Annotated in this window: 20 protein-coding genes; 17 read left to right on the forward strand and 3 right to left on the reverse strand. The window is 56.3% G+C overall.

Features of this window, described 5'->3' with window-relative positions:
* Positions 1 to 2: 2 nt before the first annotated feature.
* From VQ830_RS13225 to VQ830_RS13260, 8 genes are all read left to right on the forward strand, one after another.
* Positions 3 to 1,163, forward strand: a complete 1,161-nt coding sequence (locus VQ830_RS13225) for an acyl-CoA dehydrogenase family protein (protein ID WP_337268583.1) — start codon at positions 3 to 5, stop codon at positions 1,161 to 1,163.
* 3 nt (positions 1,164 to 1,166) lie between these two features.
* Positions 1,167 to 3,221: an acetate--CoA ligase family protein gene (locus tag VQ830_RS13230; protein ID WP_337268584.1), complete on the forward strand. Its 2,055-nt coding sequence runs from the start codon at positions 1,167 to 1,169 to the stop codon at positions 3,219 to 3,221.
* Positions 3,222 to 3,227: 6 nt separating this feature from the next.
* Complete coding sequence (locus tag VQ830_RS13235; RefSeq protein WP_337268585.1) at positions 3,228 to 4,010, forward strand: carnitinyl-CoA dehydratase; 783 nt, start codon at positions 3,228 to 3,230, stop codon at positions 4,008 to 4,010.
* Between the two features lie 113 nt (positions 4,011 to 4,123).
* Positions 4,124 to 5,713: an ABC transporter substrate-binding protein gene (locus VQ830_RS13240; RefSeq protein WP_337268586.1), complete on the forward strand. Its 1,590-nt coding sequence runs from the start codon at positions 4,124 to 4,126 to the stop codon at positions 5,711 to 5,713.
* 91 nt (positions 5,714 to 5,804) lie between these two features.
* Positions 5,805 to 6,812, forward strand: coding sequence for an ABC transporter permease (locus VQ830_RS13245; protein WP_337268587.1), 1,008 nt, complete (start codon positions 5,805 to 5,807; stop codon positions 6,810 to 6,812).
* The gene (locus VQ830_RS13250; protein WP_337268588.1) at positions 6,809 to 7,636 is read left to right on the forward strand and encodes an ABC transporter permease; all 828 of its coding nucleotides are present in this window, start codon (positions 6,809 to 6,811) and stop codon (positions 7,634 to 7,636) included. The genes VQ830_RS13245 and VQ830_RS13250 overlap by 4 nt, the downstream gene beginning before the upstream one ends.
* Positions 7,629 to 9,260: an ABC transporter ATP-binding protein gene (locus VQ830_RS13255; RefSeq protein WP_337268589.1), complete on the forward strand. Its 1,632-nt coding sequence runs from the start codon at positions 7,629 to 7,631 to the stop codon at positions 9,258 to 9,260. Before VQ830_RS13250 ends, VQ830_RS13255 begins: the two co-directional genes overlap by 8 nt.
* 41 nt (positions 9,261 to 9,301) lie before the next feature.
* Complete coding sequence (locus VQ830_RS13260; protein ID WP_337268590.1) at positions 9,302 to 11,305, forward strand: CocE/NonD family hydrolase; 2,004 nt, start codon at positions 9,302 to 9,304, stop codon at positions 11,303 to 11,305.
* 2 nt (positions 11,306 to 11,307) lie between these two features.
* Here the strand turns inward: VQ830_RS13260 and VQ830_RS13265 are convergent, their stop codons facing one another.
* Entirely contained in the window at positions 11,308 to 12,222 is a 915-nt protein-coding gene (locus VQ830_RS13265) for an alpha/beta hydrolase (protein WP_337268591.1), read from the reverse strand.
* Positions 12,223 to 12,953: 731 nt separating this feature from the next.
* Between VQ830_RS13265 and VQ830_RS13270 the strand changes: the two genes are divergently transcribed.
* Positions 12,954 to 14,105, forward strand: a complete 1,152-nt coding sequence (locus VQ830_RS13270; protein WP_337268612.1) for an efflux RND transporter periplasmic adaptor subunit — start codon at positions 12,954 to 12,956, stop codon at positions 14,103 to 14,105.
* Positions 14,102 to 17,284: an efflux RND transporter permease subunit gene (locus tag VQ830_RS13275; RefSeq protein ID WP_337268592.1), complete on the forward strand. Its 3,183-nt coding sequence runs from the start codon at positions 14,102 to 14,104 to the stop codon at positions 17,282 to 17,284. Before VQ830_RS13270 ends, VQ830_RS13275 begins: the two co-directional genes overlap by 4 nt.
* A 219-nt stretch (positions 17,285 to 17,503) precedes the next feature.
* Here VQ830_RS13275 and VQ830_RS13280 read toward each other — a convergent pair whose 3' ends face one another.
* On the reverse strand, positions 17,504 to 17,704 hold the full coding sequence (locus VQ830_RS13280) for a hypothetical protein (RefSeq protein ID WP_337268593.1): 201 nt from the start codon (positions 17,702 to 17,704) through the stop codon (positions 17,504 to 17,506).
* A gap of 197 nt (positions 17,705 to 17,901) precedes the next feature.
* Positions 17,902 to 18,825 (reverse strand): LysR family transcriptional regulator, encoded by a 924-nt coding sequence (locus VQ830_RS13285; protein WP_337268594.1) that lies wholly within the window; start codon positions 18,823 to 18,825, stop codon positions 17,902 to 17,904.
* A gap of 197 nt (positions 18,826 to 19,022) precedes the next feature.
* Here VQ830_RS13285 and VQ830_RS13290 point away from each other — a divergent pair, with 197 nt between their 5' ends.
* The 7 genes from VQ830_RS13290 (at position 19,023) to mmsB (ending at position 26,226) form a co-directional block, all read left to right on the forward strand.
* Positions 19,023 to 20,225: an ABC transporter substrate-binding protein gene (locus VQ830_RS13290; RefSeq protein ID WP_337268595.1), complete on the forward strand. Its 1,203-nt coding sequence runs from the start codon at positions 19,023 to 19,025 to the stop codon at positions 20,223 to 20,225.
* Positions 20,225 to 21,007, forward strand: coding sequence for an ABC transporter ATP-binding protein (locus VQ830_RS13295; RefSeq protein ID WP_337268596.1), 783 nt, complete (start codon positions 20,225 to 20,227; stop codon positions 21,005 to 21,007). Before VQ830_RS13290 ends, VQ830_RS13295 begins: the two co-directional genes overlap by 1 nt.
* A complete protein-coding gene (locus tag VQ830_RS13300; RefSeq protein ID WP_337268597.1) occupies positions 21,007 to 21,711 on the forward strand; it encodes an ABC transporter ATP-binding protein in 705 nt (234 codons plus the stop codon). The genes VQ830_RS13295 and VQ830_RS13300 overlap by 1 nt, the downstream gene beginning before the upstream one ends.
* An 88-nt stretch (positions 21,712 to 21,799) precedes the next feature.
* Positions 21,800 to 22,687 (forward strand): branched-chain amino acid ABC transporter permease, encoded by an 888-nt coding sequence (locus VQ830_RS13305; RefSeq protein ID WP_337268598.1) that lies wholly within the window; start codon positions 21,800 to 21,802, stop codon positions 22,685 to 22,687.
* Positions 22,688 to 22,699: 12 nt separating this feature from the next.
* Complete coding sequence (locus VQ830_RS13310; protein ID WP_337268599.1) at positions 22,700 to 23,707, forward strand: branched-chain amino acid ABC transporter permease; 1,008 nt, start codon at positions 22,700 to 22,702, stop codon at positions 23,705 to 23,707.
* 12 nt (positions 23,708 to 23,719) lie between these two features.
* Entirely contained in the window at positions 23,720 to 25,315 is a 1,596-nt protein-coding gene (locus VQ830_RS13315) for a GMC family oxidoreductase (protein WP_337268600.1), read from the forward strand.
* 23 nt (positions 25,316 to 25,338) lie between these two features.
* Positions 25,339 to 26,226: a 3-hydroxyisobutyrate dehydrogenase gene (gene mmsB / locus VQ830_RS13320; protein WP_337268601.1), complete on the forward strand. Its 888-nt coding sequence runs from the start codon at positions 25,339 to 25,341 to the stop codon at positions 26,224 to 26,226.
* Positions 26,227 to 26,418: the final 192 nt, after the last annotated feature.

Below are 26,418 nucleotides of genomic sequence, written 5' to 3' on the forward strand. Positions count from 1 at the left end.
AAATGGACTTCGGGCTCAGCGAAGAACAGGAAATGATCGTTAAGACGGTCCGCGGGTTCGTTGAAACGGAAATCTACCCGCACGAGACGCTGGTCGAACGCAGCGGCATCGTTCCACCCGAGCTCGCCGAAAGCATCCGACGCAAATGCATCGACCTTGGTTTCTACGCTTGCAACTTTCCTGAGGATGTTGGCGGCGCAGGCCTCGACCACGTGACTTTTACGTTGGTGGAAAGAGAGCTCGGTCGCGGCTCCATGGCATTGACCGCATTCTTCGGCCGGCCCTCAGGCATCTTAATGGCGTGCAGGGACGAACAGCGCGAGCACTATCTTCTCCCGGCAGTTCGCGGCGAGCGGATCGATGCCCTTGCCATTACTGAACCAGATGCCGGCTCGGACATGCGTGGGATGAAATGCAACGCGCGTCTGGATGGTGGCGACTTCGTTCTCAATGGGACAAAGCACTTCATCTCACATGCCGACGTCGCAGACTTCGTGATCGTTTTCGCTGCGACGGGCGAAGAAGAAACGCCCAAGGGGCGCAAGAAGAAAATCACGGCCTTCCTCGTTGATCGCGGCACGCCTGGCTTTGAGATCTTGAAAGGCTATGATTCCCTCTCTCACAGAGGATATCAGAACTGCATTCTGACCTTTCATGACTGCCGTGTCCCGCGCACCCAGGTCCTTGGTGAGGTCGATCATGGTTTTGAACTCGCCAATCAATGGCTGTACGGCACCCGACTGACTGTCGCGGCAACCTGCGTTGGAAGGGCAAGACGCGTCTTTGACTTGGCACTTTCCTACGCCGCAGAGCGCAAACAATTTGGCAAGCCGATCGGAGCGAACCAGGGTGTTTCCTTTAAACTCGCCGACATGGTCACCGAGATCGATGCTGCCGATTGGCTGAGTTTATCAGCTGCCTGGCGGCTCGACGCCGGCCTTAGCGCCGACCGAGAGATTGCTTCCGCCAAACTCTACGCATCCGAGATGCTGGCAAGGGTGACGGATGAGGCCATCCAGATTTATGGTGGCATGGGGTTGATGGATGATCTGCCGTTGGCACGTTTTTGGCGTGACGCACGTGTAGAGAGGATCTGGGATGGCACATCAGAGATCCAGCGGCACATCATCAGCCGCGACCTCTTACGCGCGCTCGGAGCATAGGCCATGACGCACCGGTCACTCGATCGCCTATTAAGACCGCAAACCATCGCGGTCTTCGGCGGCCGGGAGGCGGCCCGGGTGATCGAGCAGTGTCAGCGCATGGGCTTTCAAGGTGAAATCTGGCCCGTTCATCCTACCCGGATCGAGGTATCGGGAAGACGATGCTTCAAAAGCGTCAGCGACCTTCCAGCTGCCCCTGACGCTGCATTTGTCGGCGTCAACAGAATATCGACCATCGACATCGTCCGAGATCTTTCCGCCGCGGGCGCAGGTGGCGCGGTCTGTTATGCTTCAGGCTTTCGTGAGGCAATCGCGGAACTTGCCGATGGCGCCGACCGCCAAGAGGAGCTTGTCTCGGCAGCCGGCGCGATGCCGATCCTCGGTCCCAATTGCTATGGTTTCATCAATGGCTTGGATGGCGCGTTGTTGTGGCCAGACCAGCATGGAATGACAAAAGTCGAGCGCGGCGTTGCCATTTTGACCCAATCGTCAAACATCGCGCTCAATCTGACCATGCAGATGCGCGGGTTGCCGATCGGCTATGTTGTGACGTCGGGCAATCAGGCTCAAACGTCCCTTTCAGACATTGCTTGCGGTTTGCTGGCAGATCCGCGCGTGACGGCGCTTGGCCTTCACGTTGAGGGCTTCAGTGATGCTGTCGCTCTGCAGCGGCTCGCGGATTTGGCCCGGAGGACGAAAAAGCCCGTTGTGATCCTGAAGGTCGGCAGGTCGGAACAGGCACAAAAGGCGGCACTGTCGCATACGGCCTCACTTGCAGGCAGTGACAAGGTCGCTGACGCCGTCCTAGCCCGACTTGGCCTCGGCCGCGTGGAAACGCTTCCTGCGATGCTGGAAACGCTGAAGCTGCTTCACCTCGGCGGGCCCCTGAAGAGTAATGCGATCTCGTCCATGAGTTGCTCAGGCGGAGAGGCCTCGCTGATGGCCGACGCAGCGCTGGTCTCTCAAATGGACTTCCGTCCGCTTCAAGAGCATCAACTGCCCCGGCTACGGGCGGTGCTCGGAGAGATGGTGACCCTTTCCAATCCTCTCGATTATCATACCTTCGTGTGGGGCAATCTCGAGCGCCAGACGCAAGCCTTTGCGACAATGTTCAGCGGCAACTATGCGCTCAATCTCATTGTTCTCGACTTTCCGCGCGCGGATCGCTGCAATGGCGAAGACTGGATGACGACAGTCGAAGTAGTCGTTGCGGCGGCGAGTTTGACGGGCGCCCGAGCAGGCATCGTTTCAAGCCTGCCCGAGACGATGCCAGAAACGGTGGCGCTCGATCTTTTTGAGAAGGGGATTGTTCCGTTTTCGGGCATCAACGAAGCAATCTCGGCTGCCGATATTGCCGCTCGCATCGGAGCGAGCTGGCACGCCCCCTTCCCACAATCCCTGCTGGCAATATCGGCGATCGGCGAAAGTATCGAGACCCTGACCGAGAATGCCGCCAAAGCGGAATTGGCCTCAGCTGGGCTTCGAGTCCCAAAAGGTTGTGTTGCACGCTCAGCAGTTGAGGTCATCGACTGCGCAAGGACGATCGGTTTTCCCGTCGTTCTCAAAGCGCTGGGCATCGCCCATAAAACCGAAGCGGGAGCGGTCGCGCTCAACCTTGGCAACGAGACTGCGGTCCTTCAGGCAGCAGAGAGCATGCCGGCATCGGGGGGATTTCTCGTTGAAGAGATGATGCCCGATGCTGTTGCAGAAATCATCATTGGCGCAACGCGCGACCCGGTTTTTGGGCTGTGCCTGACCGTGGGTGCTGGTGGCATCTTGGTTGAACTGTTACAGGATTCAGCAGTACTTCCACTTCCGACGACGACAGCGCATATTGCAGCGGCACTGTCACAATTGAAGATCGCAAAACTGATAGCCGGTTATAGAGGCCGTCCAAAGGGCGATTTCCGCAGCCTTATTGAAGCTGTCGCGCAAACGGCAGAATATGTCGCAAAGAATGCCGCAATACTGGAGGAACTGGACATTAATCCTTTAATGGTTTTACCCGAAGACCAAGGCGTTGTGATAGTCGACGCCCTGATCCGGCGAAGGAGGTAGCATAAATTGAGCGACCCAATTCGCCTGAGACGAGATGGCGCAGTGCTTGAGGTGACGATCGATCGACCGAAAGCAAATGCAATAGACCTCGCGACCAGTCGAGCCATGGGCCTGATCTTTCGCGATTTTCGAGACGATGATTCTTTTCGTGTCGCCATCATAACGGGTGCCGGTGAGCGTTTCTTCAGCGCCGGATGGGATTTGAAGGCGGCAGCCGCGGGCGATGCCGTGGATGGTGATTATGGCGTTGGCGGTTTTGGAGGATTGCAGGAGCTTCGCGATCTCAACAAACCGGTTATCTGTGCTGTTAACGGCATCTGTTGTGGCGGCGGTCTTGAGATCGCGCTCTCTACCGACCTTATCCTTGCAGCCGAACATGCGACTTTTGCCTTGCCGGAAATCCATTCCGGCACTGTCGCCGATGCGGCATCGATCAAGCTACCAAAACGTATCCCCCACCATATTGCCATGGATATGCTTCTGACCGGCAGATGGCTCGATGCCGAAGAGGCGCATCGCTGGGGTTTCGTCAATGAAATCCTGCCCGCAAGGCGCCTGATGGACCGCGCCTGGGAACTTGCACAGCTTTTGGCGAGCGGGCCACCGCTCGTCTATGCAGCCATCAAGGAGATCGTGCGCGAAGCAGAGGGGTCCACTTTTCAAACTGCGATGAATAAAATCACAAAACGGCAGTTTGCAACAGTCGATCGCCTCTATTCGAGCGAAGACCAATTGGAAGGCGCGCGGGCTTTTGCCGAAAAGCGAAGCCCGATTTGGAAAGGAAGGTAGAAAGCGACAACAATCGCAAAAGCTTCCCGCAAGACTACAAGGCCCACGCACGGAAGAGGAAACCGCGCGGATGCCTGAAAGAGATAGAACGCACCATAAGAAGGAATTGGGGAATGAACGATTACACCAAATATCTTGCAGGCCGAGTGACGGCTGGCGGTCTCAATCGCCGCGAGTTCCTCGGACGCGCCATGGCGGCCGGTTTGACGCTGGCTGCAGCCGACAGTCTTTTCACCGCAAGCGCGGAAGCTGCCGAGCCGAAGCGTGGTGGCCACCTGAAACTCGGATTGGAGGGTGGTGCCGCGACTGACTCCAAGGACCCAGCCAAGTTCCTATCGCAATTTATGTTCTGCGTCGGGCGCTGCTGGGGCGATATGCTTGTCGAGTCAGATCCAATGACCGGTGCTGCCGTTCCTTCGCTGGCTGAATCCTGGGAGCCGTCCAAGGACGCCGTCACGTGGACCTTCAAGATCCGCAAGGGCGTGAAGTTCCATAACGGCAAAGAAATGACGATCGACGATGTTGTGGCGACATTAAAACGTCACACCGACAAGAAGTCGGAGTCAGGTGCGCTGGGCGTGCTCGGTTCTATCAAAGAAATCAAGGCGGACGGCGGCAACCTTGTTCTGACATTGTCGGAAGGCAATGCGGACATGCCGTTGCTTTTGACCGACTACCATCTCGTCATTCAGCCAAATGGCGGGGTCGATGATCCACTCGCCTCCATCGGCACGGGACCGTACAAGCTGACGAGCTTCGAACCAGGTGTCCGGGCGACTTTGGAGAAGAACAAGGACGATTGGCGTTCCGACCGCGGCTATGTCGATTCCATCGAGATCATCGGGATGAATGACGCGACGGCCCGCATCGCGGCGCTCTCGTCCGGGCAAGTCCACTACATCAATCGCGTCGATCCGAAGACGGTGAACCTTCTCAAGCGGGCTCCGAATGTCGAAATCCTGTCGACAGCCGGTCGCGGCCACTATGTCTTCATCATGCACTGTGACAAGGCGCCGTTCGATAACAACGACCTGCGCCTTGCTCTCAAATATGCCATGGACCGCGAGACCATGGTGCAGAAGATCCTTGGGGGCTACGGTAAGGTCGGAAATGACTTCCCGATCAACAGCACCTATGCGCTCTTTCCCGAAGGTATCGAGCAGCGCGTTTATGACCCGGACAAAGCGGCATTCCATTACAAGAAATCAGGTCATAGCGGATCGGTTCTCCTTCGAACGTCCGAAGTCGCCTTCCCTGGCGCCGTCGATGCCGCTGTCCTTTATCAGGAAAGCTGCAAGAAGGCTGGAATTCAGATCGAGGTAAAGCGCGAGCCTGGCGACGGCTATTGGTCGAACGTCTGGAACGTTCAACCCTTCTCGACGTCCTATTGGGGCGGTCGCCCGACGCAGGACCAGATGTACTCGACGGCCTACCTGTCCACCGCAGACTGGAACGATACGCGGTTCAAGCGGCCAGATTTCGACAAGCTCCTGCTGCAGGCACGCGCCGAACTCGATGAGGCAAAGCGCAAGGAACTTTACAGAACCATGGCCATGATGGTTCGCGACGAGGGTGGCGTTATCCTGCCGATGTTCAACGACTTCGTGAACGCCTGCACCAAGCAGGTAAAGGGTTATGTGCATGACATCGGAAACGACATGTCGAACGGCTATGTCGCAACCCGGGTCTGGCTGGAGTCCTGACGCCACGGTGCTGGCCTCATCATCTCAGCGTAGCCAAGACCGCGGGCGATAGCTCCGCGGTCTTCCTGACGTTTCAGCGCGAGGACCTTTCATGTCCAGTCCCAACACTGACAATATGGTGCCCAGTCTGCGGTTCAGGCAACGCTTTCCGTTGCTGGCCCTGATTATCGAGCGCCTTTTGCTCAGTATCATCCTGTTATTTGCCGTCTCCATCCTAATCTTTGGCGGCCTCGAAGCATTGCCGGGAGACTTCGCAACGACCTATCTTGGTCAGTCAGCAACGCCGCAGGCCGTTGCCAATATTCGAAAGGACCTTGGCCTCGACCGACCAGTCACGACACGCTATGTCGAGTGGCTCGGCAATGCCGTTCAAGGCGATTTCGGGACGTCTTGGGCAAGCAAGAACTCGGTTGGCGAACAGATCGGCAAAAGACTGGGGAACTCGCTTTTTCTGGCCGCTTTCGCTGCCCTGATCTCTGTGCCGTTGGCCGTGGCGCTCGGTATGCTGTCTGTCCATTTCAGGAACCGGCTACCGGACAAGATCATCAACATTGTCTCTCTTGCTGCAATCTCCCTGCCCGAATTTTTCATCGGCTATCTCCTGATCATGTTCTTCGCTGTCAAGTTCGGGGTTGCTACCTTTCCAGCGACTGTTTTCGAGAGCATGAGTTTTATCGACCGTCTGAAGGCGATTGCACTTCCGACTGCAACACTGGTCCTTGTCGTGCTGGCACATATGATGCGGATGACGAGAGCTGCGATCCTCTCCGTCATGTCGTCAGCCTACATGGAGACGGCGGAATTGAAGGGACTTTCCGGCTTCCGCTCGATCGTCAAGCATGCCGCGCCCAATGCTCTGGCGCCAATCATCAACGTGATTGCCCTTAATCTTGCCTATCTTGTCGTGGGGGTCGTCGTCGTCGAGGTGGTCTTCGTCTATCCCGGCATGGGGCAATACATGGTCGATGCCGTCACCGTGCGTGATATGCCGGTTGTTCAGGCCTGCGGCTTGATCTTCGCTGCCGTCTATATCTTCCTGAACATGCTGGCCGATATTCTCGCGATCATCGCCAATCCACGCCTGAGGCATCCCCGATGAGATTGAGAGATATCCCAATTACCGCCTGGATCGGCATGGTTGGCATTGCGGTTGCCTTCATCTTCGCGATCTTCGCGCCCTTTATCGCTCCGCATGGCGAGACCGAGGTCGTCGGAAGTGTCTGGCAGATGCCTGATGACCAATATCTTTTCGGGCTAGATAACCTCGGTCGCGATATCCTGTCGCGGTTGATTTTTGGCGCAAGAACCACACTATTTGTTGCCCTTGCCGCAACCATCATTTCATTTTCCCTTGGCATCATTTTGAGCTTCACCGCGGCCGTCTCGCGCGGATTGATCGACACCATCTTCTCGCGCTTTAACGATTTGATGATGTCGATCCCGACTTTGATTTTCGCTCTTGTCGTCCTTGCTGTGCTCCCGCAAAACATCATCGTTCTCATCCTCGTGATGGCCATCCTCGATTCTACGCGCGTCTACCGCCTCGGGCGTGCTGTGGCTCTGGATGTTGCCGTCATGGAATTTGTTGAAGCGGCAAAGCTGCGCGGTGAAGGAAAGATATGGATCATCTTCCGCGAAATCCTCCCGAACACGCTCTCGCCCCTTCTCGCGGAATTCGGTCTGCGCTTTGCCTTCTCGATCCTGTTCCTGTCGACCCTGTCCTTCCTCGGCCTCGGCATTCAGCCGCCGGCTGCGGATTGGGGCGGAATGGTGAAGGACAACAAAGACGGCATTATTTTTGGAATTTCCGCTGCGCTGGTTCCGGGTTCTGCCATCGCGATCCTCGCCATTTGCGTCAATCTTGTCGTCGATTGGCTTTTGAAACGGACTTCGAGCCTCAAGGGAGGGCGCGGCGATGCATGATCTTCTGTCCGTTCGAAACCTGAAAATAGAAGCGACAAGCTACCCGCCGGGTGCCCCACCCAAGCGGGTAACAATTGTCGACGACGTCTCCTTCGACTTGAAGAAAGGTAAAGTCCTGGGCTTGATCGGCGAGTCCGGTGCCGGAAAGTCGACTATTGGTCTTTCTGCACTTGCTTATGGACGCGGCGGCGCGGAAATCACGGGCGGCGAAGTGCTGCTTGATGGCAGCAATATCCTTGCGTTGAACAGGCAAGGCGTGCGTCAAATTCGGGGAGCGCGCGTGTGCTACGTGGCCCAATCAGCCGCGGCAGCCTTCAATCCCGCTCACCGGCTCGGTGATCAGGTCATAGAAGCATCCGTCAAACATGGGCTGATGAGACGAGAGGAGGCGCGGAAGCGTGCGCTTTATCTCTTTAACGTCCTTGGGCTTCCAAACCCTGAAACTTTCGGCCAACGTTTCCCGCATCAAGTCTCGGGTGGTCAGTTGCAGCGAGCTATGACAGCCATGGCGCTATGTTCGAACCCAGAGCTCATCGTCTTCGACGAGCCGACGACTGCCCTTGACGTTACGACGCAAATCGACGTTCTCGCCGCGATCAAGCATGCCATCGAAGAGACGCACACCGCCGCACTCTACATTACGCATGACTTGGCAGTCGTCGCCCAAATCTCCGATGACATCATGGTGCTCCGTCACGGCCGCACCGTCGAATACGGAAGCGTGCAGCAGATTATCGAAGCGCCGCGAGAAGATTACACGCGGGCGCTGGTCAATGTCCGGCAAGTCCTGCGTGAAGAAGCGCAAGATCAGAGCGATACGCTATTGAAGGTGGAAAAGGTCAGCGCGGAATATTCGAACGGCTTTAAAGTCCTGAACGACGTCAGTCTCCATGTTTCCAAGGGGCAGACCCTTGCCATTGTGGGCGAATCTGGATCGGGAAAGTCAACGCTCGCAAGGGCCATTACCGGATTGCTGGCCCCGACGGCCGGAACGATTTCCTTTGCTGGTAAGCCGTTGTCAGCAGATGTGAAGCACCGGCCGCGCGATGACCTCCGGCGTATCCAGTTGATTTATCAGATGGCGGACACCGCCATGAATTCCCGACAGACGGTGCGCGACATCATCGGCCGGCCGTTGACCTTTTACTATGGTCTCAGAGGCTCTCGGAAAACAGCACGTGTAAAGGAACTGCTCGATCAGATTGAAATGAGCAACGGTTTCATCGATCGATATCCTGCTGAACTTTCCGGGGGTCAAAAACAGCGTGTTGCCATTGCAAGGGCGCTGGCCGCCAAGCCGGAACTCATCCTGTGCGATGAACCAACGTCGGCTCTCGATCCCCTTGTTGCGGAAGGAATTCTCAAGCTTCTTCTGAGGCTACAGGAAGATGAAGGACTTTCCTATGTCTTCATCACCCATGATATTGCGATCGTCCGCGCTATTGCTGACAGCGTTGCGGTGATGCATCGTGGGAAGCTGGTGAGGTTCGGCCCGAAGTCAAAGGCTCTGTCACCACCATTTGACGATTATACGGATCTTCTTTTGAAGTCGGTGCCGGAAATGGAGATCGGTTGGCTTGAGAAAGTGCTCGCCACCCGGCGAATGGAAAGTGCCGGAAACTGATCGATAAGCAGCAGGTGCTGATCAACGCTTTTGGGGGAGCCATGAACCAGCGTAGCTACACGACAATTGAAAACGAGTGGATCAGGCTAGCGGACGGCACACAACTGGCTGCGCGAATATGGATGCCTGATGGTGCGTTGAGTAATCCAGTGCCTGCCGTGTTCGAATTTCTGCCCTATCGAAAACGCGATGGGACGAGCATGCGCGATGAGTCCACCTATCCGGTCTTTGCTGCTGCCGGCATTGCCGGGGTGCGGGTGGACATAAGAGGTTCCGGCGAATCCGATGGCGTCATCGACGGCGAATATACGGAACTCGAACTTGCCAATGCGTGCGAACTCATTGCCTGGATTGCTGCGCAACCATGGTGCAATGGCGCAGTTGGAATGATGGGGATTTCCTGGGGCGGGTTTAACAGCCTTCAGGTTGCGGCTCGCAGACCGCCTGCCCTCAAAGCCGTGATCTCGATCGCATCGACGGTCGATCGATACAATGACGACATCCATTACAAGAATGGGTGTCATTTATCGGCTCAGCTTTCCTGGGCCGCGACCATGCTCGGCTATCAGTCACGTTCACCGGATCCGGCCATCGTTGGCGATCGCTGGCGATCAATGTGGCTTGAGAGGCTCGAACACGAGCCTTTCTTCATGGAAGAGTGGCTTTCGCATCAGCGCCGTGACGACTTTTGGAAGCATGGCTCGATCTGCGAGGATTACTCAGCAGTCGACATTCCCGTATTGGTCATCGCCGGTTGGGCGGACGGATATCGAAATACCCCTCTGAAGGCGATTGAAGGGCTCGGCTCTAAGGCAAAGGCGCTGATCGGCCCTTGGGTTCATAAATACCCTCACTTTGCTTGGCCAAAGCCGAGGGCTGACTTTCTCGGCGAAGCAATCCAGTGGTGGAACCATTGGCTACGCGACGAGGACAATGGGGCGGATAACATGCCTCAGTTGCGCGCCTATATTCTTGATGCCGTAAAGCCGGCGGCACGACGAGACCTCGATCCAGGTTTCTGGCGAGCGAGCGACGTCTGGGCCGAGCCTGACATGCGACGCTTTCATGTCTCGGCCGCAGGACAATTAATCGCGGACCGGCAGAATAGAAGCACGGAGTCTCAGGAAATTTTCCTGCGCTCACCCCTCGATACGGGAACGGCAGCCGGAGAATATTTCACATTGAAGCCGGACGTGGAAATGGCAATCGACCAAAGGGGCGATGATGCTGGCTCGCTCGTCTTCGAAACGGCCCCGATCAATGAGGATCAGGTTTATCTTGGCTTTCCGCAACTTGCGCTCACGGTTCGCTGCGAGAGTGAGACGGCAAATCTGTGTGCAAGGCTTGTCGATGTTCACCCTGATGGGACGGCAACGCGCGTGGCTTTCGGCGTCCTGAACCTGGCTCATCGAGAAGGCAATTCAGATCCCAAACCCATGGCGAGGGGAGAACGAACCGATATCCTGCTCTCCCTTGATGCATGCGGATATCGCTTTAGGTCTGGCCATCGGATCCGCTTATCTTTGTCGACCGCCTATTGGCCAATGATCCTCCCGCCGCCAACCGATCCCGGCGTGACGATCGATGCAGCATCTCTTGAACTTCGATTGCCCATCCTGGCAGACGCAACCCCCGCCACAGTGAAAGAGCCTGACGACCCCTCACCTTTACCCACCTATGTCGAACATGCGCCCGCAGTGACGAAACGCCAGGTGATCAAGGACTTATCGGCGAATAAAACCGGCTATCGTATCCACGAGGACACCGGCCTTTTCGAACATCCTCAGACGGGGCTGAGCACCCGGCAGGTTCGTGAGGAAATCTGGTCGATCATGCCCGGTGATCCGCTCTCGATGACCGGTTCATCGACTTGGACATGCGAGATGAAGAGGCCCGGATGGACAGTCTCTTCCGTTTCAACGGCCTCGATCTCCTGTTGCGAGAGCGATTGGATTATCGCTGCGAAAGTTACGGCGTACCAGGAAGGCGAGCAGATCTTTGAAAAGGATTATGGGCAAACGCGGATCCGTCGCGATTTGATGTAGGCTCACCGATAGGCAAAGAGACGCACTGCGGCACATACGGCGTTAAAGCCTGCTGCGGCGCCTTTGCTCATATGCCGTGCGCGCAGCCAGGCATGCACCATCTGCGGTTCTTCGCGGAACCACACCTCAACACCAGCCTCGGCCAGTTTGGAAGCATAGGCGCGTCCATCGTCGCGCAACGGATCGAAGTGGGCGACGCTGATGAAGGCCGGTGCAATGTCCTTGGTTATAGTGGCGTGGAGCGGTTCGGCCACGGGATGGTTTAAAGGGGCCCGAAGGAGATCGCGGTAATAAGCGACATCGCTGGTTGTCAGCCCCGGTGCCTCGGCCATTTCGACGTATGATCCCTTTTGTAGATCGCCACCCAAAGCAGGATAAATCAGAACCTGTCCTGAGATGCCGGCCAAATCATCCTGTGCTGCGCGAACAGCAAGTCCTGCTGCAAGGTTTGCGCCGGCGCTGTCGCCGATGATGACGACTTTACTGCCTACCGCAGACAACAAATGCTTGAGGACAGAGAAGCAGTCTTCGCTTTGCGTCGGCCAGCGATGTTCTGGTGCGAGACGATAGTCCACGGAAACGAGCTCTGCGCCGACAAACTCGGCAATTTCAGCGCAAATTGCATGATGGCTTTCAAGCGATCCGACAACGAAACCGCCGCCGTGAAGATAAAGAAGAACGGTCGACGTTTCCACGAGACGAGGTCGATATCGGCGGATCGGAACGCGCATGACCATTCCATCGACATACATCAATCCCTCAGGCAATGGCCGATCGAACCTCGCACACAGGGCATCGTACCAAGCGCGCTGCTGCTCAATAGAGGCTGACACCGCATCCTCCGGACAGAAGGAATTACAAATCTTCAGGAAGTCCAGTATGCCCGTTTCACTCGGCATTGGCCTTACCGTCGACATGGCTATCCCTCCCTGTGCAGGTGAATCTTGGCAGCGGAAGCACCGGTGAAGATGTTGACCGTAAAGCACCGCCATAGCTGCGTCTGCCATTACGCGACCTTTTATGTCGCTGCACGATTCTCTTGGAATTTCTAACGTCAGTCAGATGCTGAAACGGATCCAGTTGGCGCCGCCATCATAGTATCGTCCGCTGCGACTGCAACTTTAAGCGAACTTTCGCGTGCTTCAAATCAATGCGAAAACAAAACAAATTTTGCATTGATTACAGAGGCTTCAGAGATCCGTTACTTCCAAAGTATGATGCAGGAGCGGCTGACGTCTTTCAGTGATTCATTCGCAATTGCTATTTTAGAGGATCCCACCTCTTGACCGATCGCGATCTCCGTCAGATTGTAGCTGCCGACGCGGAATTGGGGATTTCGACGGCACATAACGAGACCGTTTTGGGTCTTGCAATCAGTCTAATCCCTATCCGAAACATGATGCCAAGATGTACTGGAACGCTCTTGCCGAGGGGATGCGGCCTAGCGGCGGCCAGTATGTTTAACTTCCTGCCAAAACCACGAATGTCGCGGTCGTCCCTCAATCGCAATGCGCGGGCAGCAGCCACGCCCTTGCCGAGCCGATGACCCATCATTTGTAAGTCGCCTACTCACGCAGACTTCGTCCTGACATATGCATTCGAGGGGACATCAATGCACAGAAAGCCGGGAATTCTAAAAAGATTTGCAATGGTCGCCGCGGTTTTGTGCGCAGGGGGCGCGAGCGCACAGCAAGCTCCGCCGCAAGTATCCGTTGCCAAACCAGTTGTTCGCGAGGTCGTCGATAACGACGACTTCATTGGCCGTTTCCAGGCATCGGAGCAAGTATCCGTTCGCTCCCGGGTGGGAGGCTACCTTCAAAAGATCAACTTTACGGACGGCCAGATAGTCAAAGAAGGCGATGAGCTGTTTGAGATCGACCAGCGCCCCTTCATAACGGCATTGAACCAGGCGCAAGCCAATTTGGCGGTTGCACAATCGACCCTCACCTATGCCCAGTCGGAATTCGATCGTATTAACTCGCTCGTCAAATCGGGCAGCCAGACCATTTCCACTTTGGACGACCGCCGTAAGGAACTTCAGTCAGCTCAAGCGAATATCCAAGGACTTCAAGCTAGTGTCGAGCGTGCAAAGCTCGACCTCGTGTACAGCAAGATCACCGCTCCCTTAAGTGGGCGGATTGACCGCCACCTAATTTCGGTCGGCAATCTCGTGCAGGCCGACCAGACCGAACTCACCACCATTGTGGCGATGGATCCAATCGACCTCTACTTTGATATCGACGAGCGTCGGCTTCTCAATTACGCGGAAACAGCCCGCAAGAACGGGAAGGCCCTTCAAGAGGGCGGCGGCGGCTTGAAAGTGACAGTGCGCCTCGCCGATCGTGACAGAACCCAATTCAGCGGCGCCTTGAACTTCGCGGAAAATGTTGTCGATCCGGCAACTGGCACGCTGCGCGTCAGAGCGCGGTTTGCCAACCCGAACTTCGTTCTGCAGCCGGGCCTTTTCGGCCGCGTCGAAATTGAAGGCTCGAACGTTTATAAGGCGATCCTCATTCCCGATGAGGCCATCGCCTCGGATCAGAACGAACGAGTCGTTTACGTTCTTAATGCAGATCAGACGGTTACGACAAAGGCGGTTCGCCCGGGCCCGAGACTGCATGGCTACCGCGTCATCCGCGCAGGACTGACTGGTGACGAGCAAATTGTCGTCAAGGGCGTCGTCCGCGTTCGACCCGGCGCGAAGGTTACGCCATCCGTCATCCAGCTCCCTAGCGAAAATGCCTCGGACGCGCCACAGACGGCCCAGGACGCCGCAGCTCCTGCGGGAGACTCGCAATGAGGTTCGCACACTTCTTCGTCGATCGGCCGATCTTTGCCTCCGTCATTTCGATTGTTTTGATGATCGTCGGCACAGTGGCCTACCTCCAACTGCCTGTTTCACAATATCCCGAAATCGCACCACCGACGATCGTCGTTCGTACCTCATACCCCGGCGCTGATCCGCAGACCATCGCCGATACCGTGTCGACTCCCTTGGAGCAGCAGATCAACGGTGTCGAAGACATGCTCTACATGTCCTCCTACTCCAGCGCGGATGGCGCAATGTCCCTGACGATGACATTCAAGCTGGGAACCGATCTCGATAAGGCGCAAGTGCTGGTGCAAAACCGTGTGGCAATCGCCCTGCCTCGCCTTCCGCAGGAAGTGCAACGCCTTGGCGTGACGACCGATAAAAGTTCGCCGGACCTGATGATGGTCATTCACATTCTATCGCCGTCCGGCCGGTATGATCAGCTCTACACCTCAAACTACGCGCGCAATCGTATTCGAGACAACCTCGTTCGCTTGGATGGCGTTGGCGACGTCCAGATCTTTGGTGAACGTCAGTACTCGATGCGCATCTGGCTCGATCCGGAAAAGCTGGCATCCTATGGGATGACATCCAGCGATGTGGTCAGTGCATTGCGGGATCAGAACGTCCAGGTGTCAGGCGGCTCGATCGGAGCCCCGCCCGCCGGTTCGGATCAGTCTTTTCAATATACTGTGCGAACCGACGGCCGCTTTTCCGATACCAGGCAGTTTCGCTATGTGATCGTCAAGGCGTCATCTGACGGGCGCCTTGTCAGACTTGAGGATGTTGCTCGTATTGAGCTTGGCGCACAGGACTATGTGACCAACAGCTACCTCGACAATCAGCCCGCCGTAGCACTTGGCATCTTTGCCCGGCCAGGAACAAACGCGCTTGATACGGCCGGTCAGATCAAAACCATCATTGAAAATCTTTCCAAGGATTTCCCGCCTGGTCTTGAATATCGTATTGTTTACGACACGACGGCGTTTGTTTCGGACTCCATCTCTGAGGTTTACCGCACGATCATCGAGGCGGCCGTGCTCGTGGCGATCGTCGTCCTTGTCTTTCTTCAGTCTTGGCGCACGGCAATCATCCCCATTGTCGCAATCCCGGTCTCCCTCATCGGGACCTTTGGCTTTCTGGCGGCTTTCGGCATGTCGCTCAATATGCTCACCCTCTTCGGGCTCGTGCTAGCCATCGGCATTGTCGTCGATGATGCCATCGTGGTCGTTGAAAATGTGGAGCGAAATCTTGCAAAAGGAATGACGCCGAGGCGCGCGGCCCATGTCACGATGAACGAAGTCGGTACGGCGGTCATTGCAATTTCTCTCGTGCTGATTGCTGTCTTCGCGCCGACGGCATTTATCCCGGGGATTTCCGGCCAGTTCTATAAGCAGTTTGCGGTCACGATCTCAATCGCCACGGCCATCTCGGCTGTGAATTCGTTGACGCTTTCACCGGCCCTTGCCGCCCTGGTTCTGAAAAAGCACGAGCATACACAGCATCGAAGAAATTTCGTTTCGCGCATCGGTCACGGAGCGGCAAGCGGATTCAATAGGGGTTTTGACGCGCTCAGCCGCGGCTACGCCTCTGTTGTTGGCCTCATGATCCGTTCCTGGATTGGCATTGCCGCGGCACTGGTGGTCTTCGTCTGCCTGCTTGGGTCGACCTACTTCCTCAGCACCAAAGTTCCGACCGGTTTCATTCCGGTCATGGACCAGGGATATGCGATCGTTGTGGTTCAACTCCCGGATGGATCCTCTCTAGAGCGTACCGATGCAGTCGTCAGACAAGTCGCAGACACCGTGAAGAAGGTTTCCGGTGTTGCCAATGCCGTCGAATTTGCCGGCTTCAGCGGCGCAACCTTTACCAACGCCTCTCACGCAGGTGTCGTCTTCACCCCCTTCAAGCCATTTGAGGAGCGGCTGAAGAGCGGCGACAGCGCGAGCAAGATCATCGGAACACTGTATCAAAGCCTGCAGAGCATCAATGAAGCATTCATCATCGCGGTTCCGCCGCCGCCTGTGCCGGGGATTGGCAATTCGGGCGGCTTTAAGATGCAGATCATGGATGAAGAAAATCCGAATATGACGCGGGCGCTAGGCCTTGCTCGGCAAATGATGGCCGCGGCCAATCAAACGCCGGGTTTGACGGGCGTATTCACCACATTTTCGGAGTCCACACCTGAATTCTATCTCGATATCGACCGCGACAAGGCCCAGTTCCTGAACGTCCCGATCCCGAATATTTTCGACACACTATCGACGAATCTCGGTGTTTCCTACGTCAACGATTTCAACGCCTTCGGGCGCGTCTATCAAGTTCGAGCACAGGCAGACAAACAATTCCGTATGGATAAGGATGATCTGCTCGACCTTAAGGTGAGGTCGGCGACAGGCGCTCTTGTTCCGCTTGGCACGCTCGCAGAGATCAAAGATAGTAGTGGCCCGACCCTTGTCCAACGCTACAATATGTATGTCTCAGTTCCCTTGCAGGGCAATGCTGCACCCGGTGTTTCAACCGGCGACGCCATCAAGAAAATGGAAGATCTGGCGGCAAAAACACTTCCTCCTGGAACCACCTTCGAATGGACAGAAATTGCCTATCAGGAAACCCACACCGGTGGCAGCGCTACCTGGATCTTCGCCCTCTCCGTTGTCTTCGTCTTCTTGGCCTTGTCAGCGCAATATGAAAGCTGGGTGCTGCCGCTGGCGATTATCTTGATCGTTCCGCTCGCCGTTCTTGGCGCGTTGATCGGCGTTTATCTCAGGGCCATGGACAACAACGTTCTCACGCAGATCGGCTTTGTCGTTCTCATTGGCCTTGCAGCCAAGAATGCAATTCTGATCGTCGAGTTTGCACGACAAGCCCAGGAGGAAGGTAAGTCGGCTGTGGATGCCGCGATCGAGGCATGCCAACTGCGGCTACGCCCAATCCTGATGACTGCCTTTGCCTTTATCTTCGGTGTCTTGCCGCTCGCTGTTGCCGAAGGCCCTGGCGCGGAGATGCGCCAGTCGCTTGGCACGGCAGTCTTCAGCGGCATGATTGGCGTCACCTTTTTTGGCCTATTGCTCACGCCAGTCTTCTTCGTTCTCCTGAGGTCACGCTACAAGCCGCGCGTGGAAGAGGATAGTGACGAGTCGCCCCTTTCTGAAGCGGCCCAATAGATAACGGTAGAGAAGCATCCAGCTTGAGAAAGAAACACCCTTGGTAACGCGGAAGGCTTCAATCGCCTTGCCTGGTAGCCGTTCGCTTTACTTGAGAGCAGGTTCCCGCTTCTGATCGAAGGCCGCACAGCGCGACGAAATGGTTCGTTTAAGCCACAGAAAAAATAACACGAAAGCCATCCACGAGCCGCGATCGGATCGTGGATGACACCATTGCCCTTAGTAGGCGTATCTCATGCCATAGATCCATATTGACGTTGCGCCAGGATAGTATTCTGGCGTGCCCTGCCCAAGGCCACCATAGTCACGACCATCTGCATAAGGGACTCCGCCGGCAACCTGGCCGAGCTCATCTACGCTTAACTCGCGGACTGATCCGTCAGCCTTGTTGAGCTCGATGTCCTTAAAACTATGTTCCACAGGAAAACTCCATCAAATTTAAGCTTAGAGCACCATTCCAGGTGCGCCGCAGACCATAGATGCCGCATGTCCATCGAGGAATTAGGATGGGTGTACTACTCAGAAGGTTAGAACTTGTGAATTCTTCACATCTTCTGATTGTACGCAACTTAACGCAACGAGACTTATGCACCGCCATCGGAGCTGACGATTGAAAATCAGTTCCCGAGAAATGCATCCCGATTGTCTTCCACGACGCTGGCAATATAGTCGGCGACCGCACGTACGCGTGGCACCCGGCTCATGTCACGATGGCGAACCAAGAAGTAATGTCGGGTCAGTTGCACTTCGCGAGCGAGCACGAGCTCGAGTTCTGGCTGACGGCGCGCTATGAAATGCGGCAGGATGCAAAGGCCTTGTCCCTGAAGCGTCGCTGTTAGTTGTGCCGAGATGCTTGAGCTCTGGAAGCGCGGTTTTATCCCTGGATGCACATCACCCAAATAATCCAGCCCTGGCGCAAAAATCATGTCCTGGATGTAGCCGATAAAGGGGTGAAGCAACAGATCGTCCCGTTTCTTAACCGGACGCCGGTCGGCCAAGTAGCTTCGGGCACCATAGATATTCAACCGGTAGTCCGTGATCTTCTCGATTTCATAAGGCCCACCCTTCGGTGGATCGAGTGATATAGCGATATCCGCCTCCTTCCGCGATAGTGACATGATCTGCTGGATCGTCACAAGTTCCAAGGAGAGGTTCGGATGCTGATGAGTAAAGTCGCCGATCTGGTGAGCAAGAAAGAAATTGGCAATCCCCTCGGGAGCGCTCAGCCTCACCACTCCCTGATGTGCTGCGCTGCCCGAGGCAATGTCCATTTGTAAGCGGTCGGCCTCCGTCTCCATTCGCTCGGCAGCGTCGATGAACCGCTGACCAATTGTGGTCAAGACATAACCGCGTGGGTTGCGCTCGAAGAGTTTGACCTTGAGAGCGAACTCCAGTCGGTCGATGCGGCGCGAAACAGTGGCATGGCTGGTGCGCAGATGGCGAGCGGCGACGGAAAGCTGACCTGTGCGAGCAACAGCCAGGAAATATTGCAGATCGTCCCACGTAAATCCTGGGTGCCCGAAACCGGGGCTGCTGCTCATGTCTGCTCCTCTGTGCCACAACATCTGTTCAAAAATGAACAGATGCTGTTTGCAATTAATAACGAGCCGCTTCTTGCGTCAATTGACGTTTTCCTTAACGATAGGCGCTTGGAGAGGCTGCTTTGAGGAGGGTTGCCTTCCAATTTTGATCAGACTTCGTGCCCTTTGGGCTTCCATAATCTCTGGGAGGGGATCTTATGCGAAAGACGTTTCTCGCGTCGCTGGCAGTCTTGTTGGCGAGTGGCACTGCCTTTGCTCAAAGCGTTTCCGACGGAAAGGTGAAGATCGGCATTCTGAACGACCAGTCGGGCGTCTATGCCGATTTTGGCGGTAAGTCTTCCGTAGAAGCTGCGAAGATGGCGGTAGAGGATTTTGGCGGCAAGGTTCTCGGTGCGCCGATTGAAATCGTCGATGCCGACCACCAGAACAAGCCTGACATCGCCTCCAATATCGCCCGCCAGTGGTATGACACCGAACAGGTCGATGCGATCATGGATCTGACGACATCGTCTGTCGGTCTTGCCGTCCAGGCGCTGTCGAACGAGAAGAAGAAAATCACCATTAACACCGGCGCGGCAACGACCGATCTCACCGGCAAGGCCTGCACGCCTTATGGTTTCCACTGGGCCTACGACACGCATGCGCTTGCGGTCGGCACCGGCGGTGCGCTCGTCAAGCAGGGCGGCGACAGCTGGTTTTTCCTGACCGCAGATTATGCCTTTGGATATTCACTGGAACAGCAGACAGGCGATTACGTGAAGGCCAACGGCGGCAAGGTTTTGGGATCGGTGCGCCATCCGCTTTCGACGCAGGACTTTTCATCTTTCCTACTGCAGGCCCAATCGTCTGGCGCCAAAGTGATTGGTCTTGCCAATGCGGGTCTCGATACTGCGAACTCAATCAAACAGGCTGCCGAATTTGGGATCGTCCAGGGTGGGCAGAAACTCGCGGCACTGCTTTTTACACTCTCTGAAGTTCATGGCCTCGGGCTTGAAGCAGCTCAAGGGCTGACGTTGACCGAAGGCTATTACTGGAACCTGGACGACAAAAGCCGCGAGTTCGGCAGGAAATTTTTCGCCCGCACCAAGAAGATGCCGAACATGATCCATGCCGGCACCTATTCCGCAGTGACCCAGTATCTTAAAGCCGTTCAAAAGGCAGGCACCGACGATTCAGATGCTGTTGCCAAGGTGCTGCACGAGATGCCGGTCGACGACTTCTTCGGTCGCGGTGGAACGGTCGGCGCCAATGGCCGCATGATCCACGACATGTATCTTCTGCAGGTCAAGAAGCCGAGCGAAAGCAAGGAACCCTGGGATTACTATAACGTGCTTGCCACCATTCCCGGCAAGGAGGCCTATCTCGATCCGGCTAAGTCCGGCTGCCCTTTGGTGAAATGATGGCGGCTGCGGCAACTGAGTTGCGTGAAGAGCCGCGAGTGGTCTTGTCCGCTCGCGGTCTTTCGAAGAGTTTCGGCGCGTTTATGGCGGTCAGGGATGTCGATCTCGATATCAGGCACAGCACCGTTCATGCCCTGATCGGCCCGAACGGTGCCGGCAAGACCACGGTTTTCAACCTTCTGACGAAATTCTTGCAGCCAAGCGCAGGCACGATCACGCTTCTTGGGAGCGATATTACGAAGACACCAGCTGACAAGGTGGCACGCATGGGGCTTGTCCGCTCCTTTCAGATTTCGGCTGTGTTTCCGCATCTTTCCGTGCTCGACAATGTCCGCGTTGCGCTACAGCGGCCAAACGGGCTTTCCACCCAGTTCTGGTTGCCGATGTCCTCTCTTGATCGGCTGGACGATCGGGCTGACGAGCTGATCGAGGCCGTCGGCCTCAAGCGTGAGCGTAATGCGGTTGCCGCGGATCTTTCCTACGGCCGAAAGCGCGTGCTGGAAATCGCAACGACATTGGCGCTCGACCCGAAGGTGCTGCTCCTCGACGAGCCAATGGCCGGCATGGGTCAAGAGGACATCGGCACTATTTCCAACATCATCCGCGAGGTCGCAAAAACCCGCGCCGTGCTGATGGTTGAACACAATCTCTCTGTCGTCTCCGATATTTGTCATCAGGTCACGGTCTTGCAACGTGGCGAGATCCTGGCGGAGGGCGATTACGCAACCATCGCGCAAGATGAGCGCGTGCGTCTGGCATACATGGGAACGGAGGACGCTTGATGGCCGCACCGTTGTTACAAGTGTCCAATCTCAACGCCTGGTACGGCGAAAGCCATATCCTGCACGGCGTCGATATAACCGTGCATGAAGGTGAAACGATCACAATTCTCGGCAGAAACGGAGTCGGTAAAACGACAACACTGCGAACCATCATGGGGATCATTCGCAAGCGCAAGGGTGAGATCCGCTTCAACGGTCGCGACATGGCAGGGGTGCCGCTGCATCGGACGGCCCATGCGGGCCTTGGGTTCGTGCCCGAAGAACGCGGTATCTTTTCGACCCTGACGGTTGAGGAAAACCTGATGCTGCCACCCGTCGTCGCCGAGGGCGGGATGCCGATTGCCGAGATTTACGAGCTATTCCCAAACCTCTCCGAGCGGCGCGGCAGCCCAGGAACGAAGCTGTCTGGCGGTGAACAACAAATGCTGGCGATCGCACGCATCTTGCGCACCGGCGTCAAGCTGCTGATCCTTGACGAACCGACCGAAGGTCTTGCGCCGGTGATCGTCCAACGCATCGGGGAGATCCTGAAGACACTGAAGGAACGCGGCATGACCGTGCTGTTGGTCGAGCAGAATTTCCGATTTGCCAGTCGCATCGCCGACCGGTTCTACCTGATGGACCATGGCAAAATGGTCGCGGACTTTCCTGTCAGCCAATTGCCGAACCGCATGGAGGCCTTGCATCAGGTGTTGGGGGTGTGACGATGGACAAGCGTTTCGAAGTTATTGCGGCCTTAAGCTTCTGCGATCGGAAGGTTCGTAGGCTGTTCTGCAAGGGGAGCCTGATCTGATGACGATGATCTTCGGCATACCTCTGCAGGCCTTTCTCGGGCAGTTGCTCATCGGCCTGATCAACGGTTCTTTCTATGCTCTGCTCAGCCTTGGCCTTGCCGTTATCTTCGGCCTGTTGCGCGTCATCAACTTTGCCCATGGCGCGCAATACATGCTCGGAGCATTTGTGGCGATGTTGATGCTGCAATATTTCGGCATCAATTACTGGTTTGCGCTTTTGCTGGCGCCGATCGTGGTCGGCCTGTTCGGCGCGATCGTTGAACGCTTCCTGCTTTCGCGTCTCTATGAGCTCGACCATCTTTATGGTCTGCTCTTTACCTTCGGTTTGGCGCTAACCATCGAAGGAACTTTCCGTTATCTTTACGGCTCATCCGGCCAGCCCTACGCACCCCCGCCACAGCTGTCCGGCGCGACCAATATTGGCTTCATGTTCCTTCCGATCTATCGAGGCTGGGTGGTTGTCGTGTCGCTCGTGGCCTGCATCGGCACCTGGCTTCTCATCGAAAAGACCAAGCTTGGCGCCTATCTGCGCGCCGCGACTGAAAATGCCACGCTCGTCCAAGCCTTTGGCGTCAACGTGCCGGTTCTGCTCACGGTGACCTACGCCCTCGGTGCCGGTCTTGCCGCCTTTGCCGGCGTGCTTGCAGCGCCTATCTATCAAGTCTCGCCGCTGATGGGCTCGAATATCATCATCGTCGTGTTCGCAGTGGTCGTGGTCGGCGGCATGGGCTCCATAATGGGCGCCATCGTAACTGGCTACATGCTTGGCATCGCCGAGGGCATCACAAAGGTTTTTTACCCGGAAGCTTCCAATATCGTCATCTTCGTGATCATGGCGATCGTGCTTCTCATCCGTCCGGCAGGACTGTTCGGCCGAGATGTTTAAGGAGCAAGCCACATGAGCGACGTCATCCACAATAACCCTGCCACCACCGCACCTTCGACCCATCGCTCGGCGAGCGCGTCGAAAACCTATGCCGCTTTTGTGATCATCGGCCTCGTCCTCCTGCTGATCGCGCCGGCCTTCCTTTATCCAATTTTCTTGATGAAGCTTCTATGCTTTGCGCTGTTTGCCTGTGCCTTCAATCTCCTGCTCGGCTACACCGGACTGCTTTCCTTTGGTCACGCGAGCTTCTTTGGTGGCGCAGCCTATTTTACCGCCCATGTTGTGAAAGAATGGGGGGTTCCGCCCGAGATCGGCATTTTGATCGGCGTTGCAGGGGCTGCACTCCTCGGCCTGATCATGGGCTTCTTCGCGATCCGGCGGCAGGGCATCTATTTTGCCATGATCACCCTGGCGCTCTCGCAAATGTTCTTTTTCTTCTGCCTGCAGGCAAGTTTCACCCATGGAGAAGATGGCATTCAATCCGTTCCGCGCGGCCATCTCTTTGGCTTCATTGATCTCGCCAATACCACCAACATGTACTATTTCGTGCTCGCGGTATTTCTGGTCGGCATGATCGTGATCTGGCGGTTCATCAATTCGCCCTTCGGCATGATCCTGAAATCAATTCGTGAAAACGAACAGCGCGCCATTTCACTCGGCTATTCTGTTTCCCGCTATAAGCTTGGCGCTTTCGTGATGTCCGCAGCCTTGGCAGGTCTTGCCGGCGGCACGAAGGCCCTGGTCTTCCAGTTCGCAACACTCACGGACGTCGGTTGGCAGATGTCGGGGGAAGTGATCTTGATGACCCTGCTTGGCGGAATCGGCACGCTCATCGGCCCGATCTTTGGGGCCGGGCTCGTCGTAGCGCTTCAGAACTATCTTGCAACCTCGCAGTTTCCGGTGACTGTCATCACAGGAATCGTCTTCATGGTCTGCGTGCTTGTTTTCCGGCGCGGCATCGTCGGCGAATTCTATGCTTCGCGTCTCGGTCGCAAGCTTGGCTTCGAGCATCGGCGGTAAGCGGCCAGAACAATGGAAACTTACGACTATATCATCATCGGAGCGGGAAGCGCTGGTTGCGTCCTTGCCAACCGACTCTCAACTGACCCGCGCAATCGAGTCCTACTGCTGGAAGCCGGCGGCACCGACAATTACCACTGGGTCCATATCCCCGTCGGCTATCTCTATTGCATCAACAATCCACGCACCGATTGGTGTTTTACGACAGAAAGCGAGGCGGGCCTGAATGGCCGCGCCATCTCTTATCCCCGCGGCAAACTTCTCGGAGGCTGCTCGTCGATCAATGGAATGATTTACATGCGCGGTCAGGCGCGCGATTATGATCTATGGCGCCAAATGGGGTGTGCCGGCTGGGGCTGGGACGACGTCTTGCCGCTTTTCCGTAAGAGCCAGGATTTCTACAAGGGAGCCGACGGCATGCACGGTGCGGGCGGCGAATGGCGGGTCGAGAAATCCCGTGTCCGCTGGGTCGTGCTCGACGCATTTCAAAAAGCTGCCGCAGAGGCAGGCATTCCCGTCACCTCAGATTTCAACCGCGGCGACAATGAGGGCTCTGGTTACTTCGACGTGAACCAACGCTCCGGCATTCGCTGGAACACGTCGAAGGCCTTTTTGCGCCCTGCGATGAAACGCCCGAATCTCACCGTTTTGACAAAGGCGCATGTCCGGCGTCTGATCGTTGAAGGTGGCGAAGTGAAAGGCGTCGAGTTCCACCATAACGGCGATCAAAAATCCGCCTATGCTCGCCGCGAGACGGTTCTTTCGGCTGGCGCCATTGGTACGCCCCATATTCTGGAATTGTCGGGTGTTGGTCGTGGCGACGTGCTTTCGAACGCTGGCATCAGCGTGGTGAAGGAGGTCAAGTCGGTTGGCGAAAACCTGCAGGACCATCTTCAACTGCGCCTCGTCTATAAGGTCTCGGGCGTCCCGACGCTGAACGAAAAGGCATCCCGCCTTTTCGGGAAAGCGGCGATCGGACTTGAATATGCGCTCAAGCGATCAGGCCCGATGTCGATGGCACCGAGCCAACTGGGCATCTTCACGAAATCAGGTCCGGATAAAGCTAGCGCTGATCTCGAATATCACGTTCAGCCGGTTTCACTCGACAAGTTTGGCGATCCCGTTCACGCCTTCCCGGCCATAACAGCAAGCGTCTGCAACCTTCGTCCGCAAAGCCGCGGCTCGGTGCATCTTAAAGACCCCGATTTCGCAGTCGCCCCCGCAATCCGTCCAAACTATCTGTCAAGCCCAGCCGACCGCGACGTGGCGGTCAGATCAATCAGGTTGACCCGCGAGATTGTCCGCCAACCTGCCTTCGCCCGTTACCGTCCGGAAGAATATAGACCGGGTCCGAGCTATGAAAGCGATGCCGATCTCGAAAAGGCTGCAGGCGAGATTGGAACCACGATCTTTCATCCGGTCGGCACGGCTCGTATGGGCGCCGATCCGGATAGCGTCGTCGACCCACGTCTGAGGCTGCGCGCGCTCGGAAAGCTGCGCATTGCCGATGCCTCGATCATGCCCACGATTACTTCCGGCAATACCAATTCACCCACGATCATGATCGCGGAAAAGGCTGCCGAGATAATACTCGCGGATAATAACTGACAAGACTTGAAGGGAGTAACGGGATGAGCGGCATTGCCTTTATTGGACTGGGTAACATGGGCGGCCCCATGGCCGCCAATCTTGTCAAAGCCGGGCATCAAGTCGCGGGCTTCGACCTTGCAGAAGGATCGCTGAAGGCTGCCGCTGAAACGGGCGTTCAGCCAGCGACGAGCCTCGCCGAGGCCGTGAGGGACAAAGACTGCATCATCACCATGCTGCCGAAGGGCGAACATGTCATTTCGGTGTGGGGAGAACTCGCCAAACAAATCTCGAGCGACCTTCTGCTGATCGACTGCTCAACGATCGATGTCGAAAGCGCGAAACGCGCGCACGCTCTCGCAGCAGATGCTGGATGTCACTCGCTCGATGCACCCGTGTCGGGCGGCACGGTGGGCGCTGCCAACGCGACGCTCACCTTTATGGTCGGCGGCACAGACGCGGCTTTTGCTGAAGGGCAGCCAATCTTGCAGGCAATGGGAAAGAAGATCGTTCATTGCGGCACGGAGGGAGCGGGCCAAGCCGCGAAGATCTGCAATAACATGATCCTTGGCATTTCAATGATCGGCGTCAGCGAAGCCTTTGTTCTTGCGGAGAAACTTGGTCTATCGCACCGGGCCTTTTTCGATGTCGCTTCGACATCGTCTGGCCAGTGCTGGTCGCTGACGAACTATTGCCCTGTTCCAGGGCCGGTGCCCGCCTCACCTGCCAACAACGGCTACCGACCGGGCTTTTCAGCATCTCTCATGCTGAAGGACCTGAAACTTGCCCAAGAGGCAGCCAAGCACTCCGGAGCTACAACGCCGGTCGGTGCCTTAGCGGCAAGCCTTTATGCTGAATTTGAAAGTGACGGCCATGGCGCAGAGGATTTCTCAGCTATCATAAAGCTGCTGCGAGATAGCCTCGATCACTGATGTGCGTCCCGGATTTGCGGTGCGGTTCGTGATCGGGAGTGTTGCTTGGCGGCGATGGACGCGGCTTCGTGACGGTCGGATGAAGAGGATCGTTCCAGCGGCGAAGCAGCCGCTCGAGCTTCTGCAGGGCTTCATTCGCGCAGTACCAACGGCTTTAGCCCCTCATGGGGGTTATTTGTGTGTAGTATTTGA

The sequence above is a fragment of the Oryzifoliimicrobium ureilyticum genome (assembly GCF_037199735.1).
Lineage (GTDB): Bacteria > Pseudomonadota > Alphaproteobacteria > Rhizobiales > Rhizobiaceae > Rhizobium > Rhizobium ureilyticus.

What these genes read in the sequence shown, in the direction of transcription:
- VQ830_RS13225 (WP_337268583.1), top strand. Translation starts at nt 3, where the DNA reads ATGGACTTCGGGCTCAGCGAAGAACAGGAAATGATCGTTAAGACGGTC.
- VQ830_RS13230 (WP_337268584.1), top strand. Translation starts at nt 1,167, where the DNA reads ATGACGCACCGGTCACTCGATCGCCTATTAAGACCGCAAACCATCGCG.
- VQ830_RS13240 (WP_337268586.1), top strand. Translation starts at nt 4,124, where the DNA reads ATGAACGATTACACCAAATATCTTGCAGGCCGAGTGACGGCTGGCGGT.
- VQ830_RS13245 (WP_337268587.1), top strand. Translation starts at nt 5,805, where the DNA reads ATGTCCAGTCCCAACACTGACAATATGGTGCCCAGTCTGCGGTTCAGG.
- VQ830_RS13250 (WP_337268588.1), top strand. Translation starts at nt 6,809, where the DNA reads ATGAGATTGAGAGATATCCCAATTACCGCCTGGATCGGCATGGTTGGC.
- VQ830_RS13255 (WP_337268589.1), top strand. Translation starts at nt 7,629, where the DNA reads ATGCATGATCTTCTGTCCGTTCGAAACCTGAAAATAGAAGCGACAAGC.
- VQ830_RS13260 (WP_337268590.1), top strand. Translation starts at nt 9,302, where the DNA reads ATGAACCAGCGTAGCTACACGACAATTGAAAACGAGTGGATCAGGCTA.
- VQ830_RS13265 (WP_337268591.1), bottom strand. Translation starts at nt 12,222, where the DNA reads ATGTCGACGGTAAGGCCAATGCCGAGTGAAACGGGCATACTGGACTTC.
- VQ830_RS13270 (WP_337268612.1), top strand. Translation starts at nt 12,954, where the DNA reads ATGGTCGCCGCGGTTTTGTGCGCAGGGGGCGCGAGCGCACAGCAAGCT.
- VQ830_RS13275 (WP_337268592.1), top strand. Translation starts at nt 14,102, where the DNA reads ATGAGGTTCGCACACTTCTTCGTCGATCGGCCGATCTTTGCCTCCGTC.
- VQ830_RS13285 (WP_337268594.1), bottom strand. Translation starts at nt 18,825, where the DNA reads ATGAGCAGCAGCCCCGGTTTCGGGCACCCAGGATTTACGTGGGACGAT.
- VQ830_RS13290 (WP_337268595.1), top strand. Translation starts at nt 19,023, where the DNA reads ATGCGAAAGACGTTTCTCGCGTCGCTGGCAGTCTTGTTGGCGAGTGGC.
- VQ830_RS13295 (WP_337268596.1), top strand. Translation starts at nt 20,225, where the DNA reads ATGGCGGCTGCGGCAACTGAGTTGCGTGAAGAGCCGCGAGTGGTCTTG.
- VQ830_RS13300 (WP_337268597.1), top strand. Translation starts at nt 21,007, where the DNA reads ATGGCCGCACCGTTGTTACAAGTGTCCAATCTCAACGCCTGGTACGGC.
- VQ830_RS13305 (WP_337268598.1), top strand. Translation starts at nt 21,800, where the DNA reads ATGACGATGATCTTCGGCATACCTCTGCAGGCCTTTCTCGGGCAGTTG.
- VQ830_RS13310 (WP_337268599.1), top strand. Translation starts at nt 22,700, where the DNA reads ATGAGCGACGTCATCCACAATAACCCTGCCACCACCGCACCTTCGACC.
- VQ830_RS13315 (WP_337268600.1), top strand. Translation starts at nt 23,720, where the DNA reads ATGGAAACTTACGACTATATCATCATCGGAGCGGGAAGCGCTGGTTGC.
- mmsB (WP_337268601.1), top strand. Translation starts at nt 25,339, where the DNA reads ATGAGCGGCATTGCCTTTATTGGACTGGGTAACATGGGCGGCCCCATG.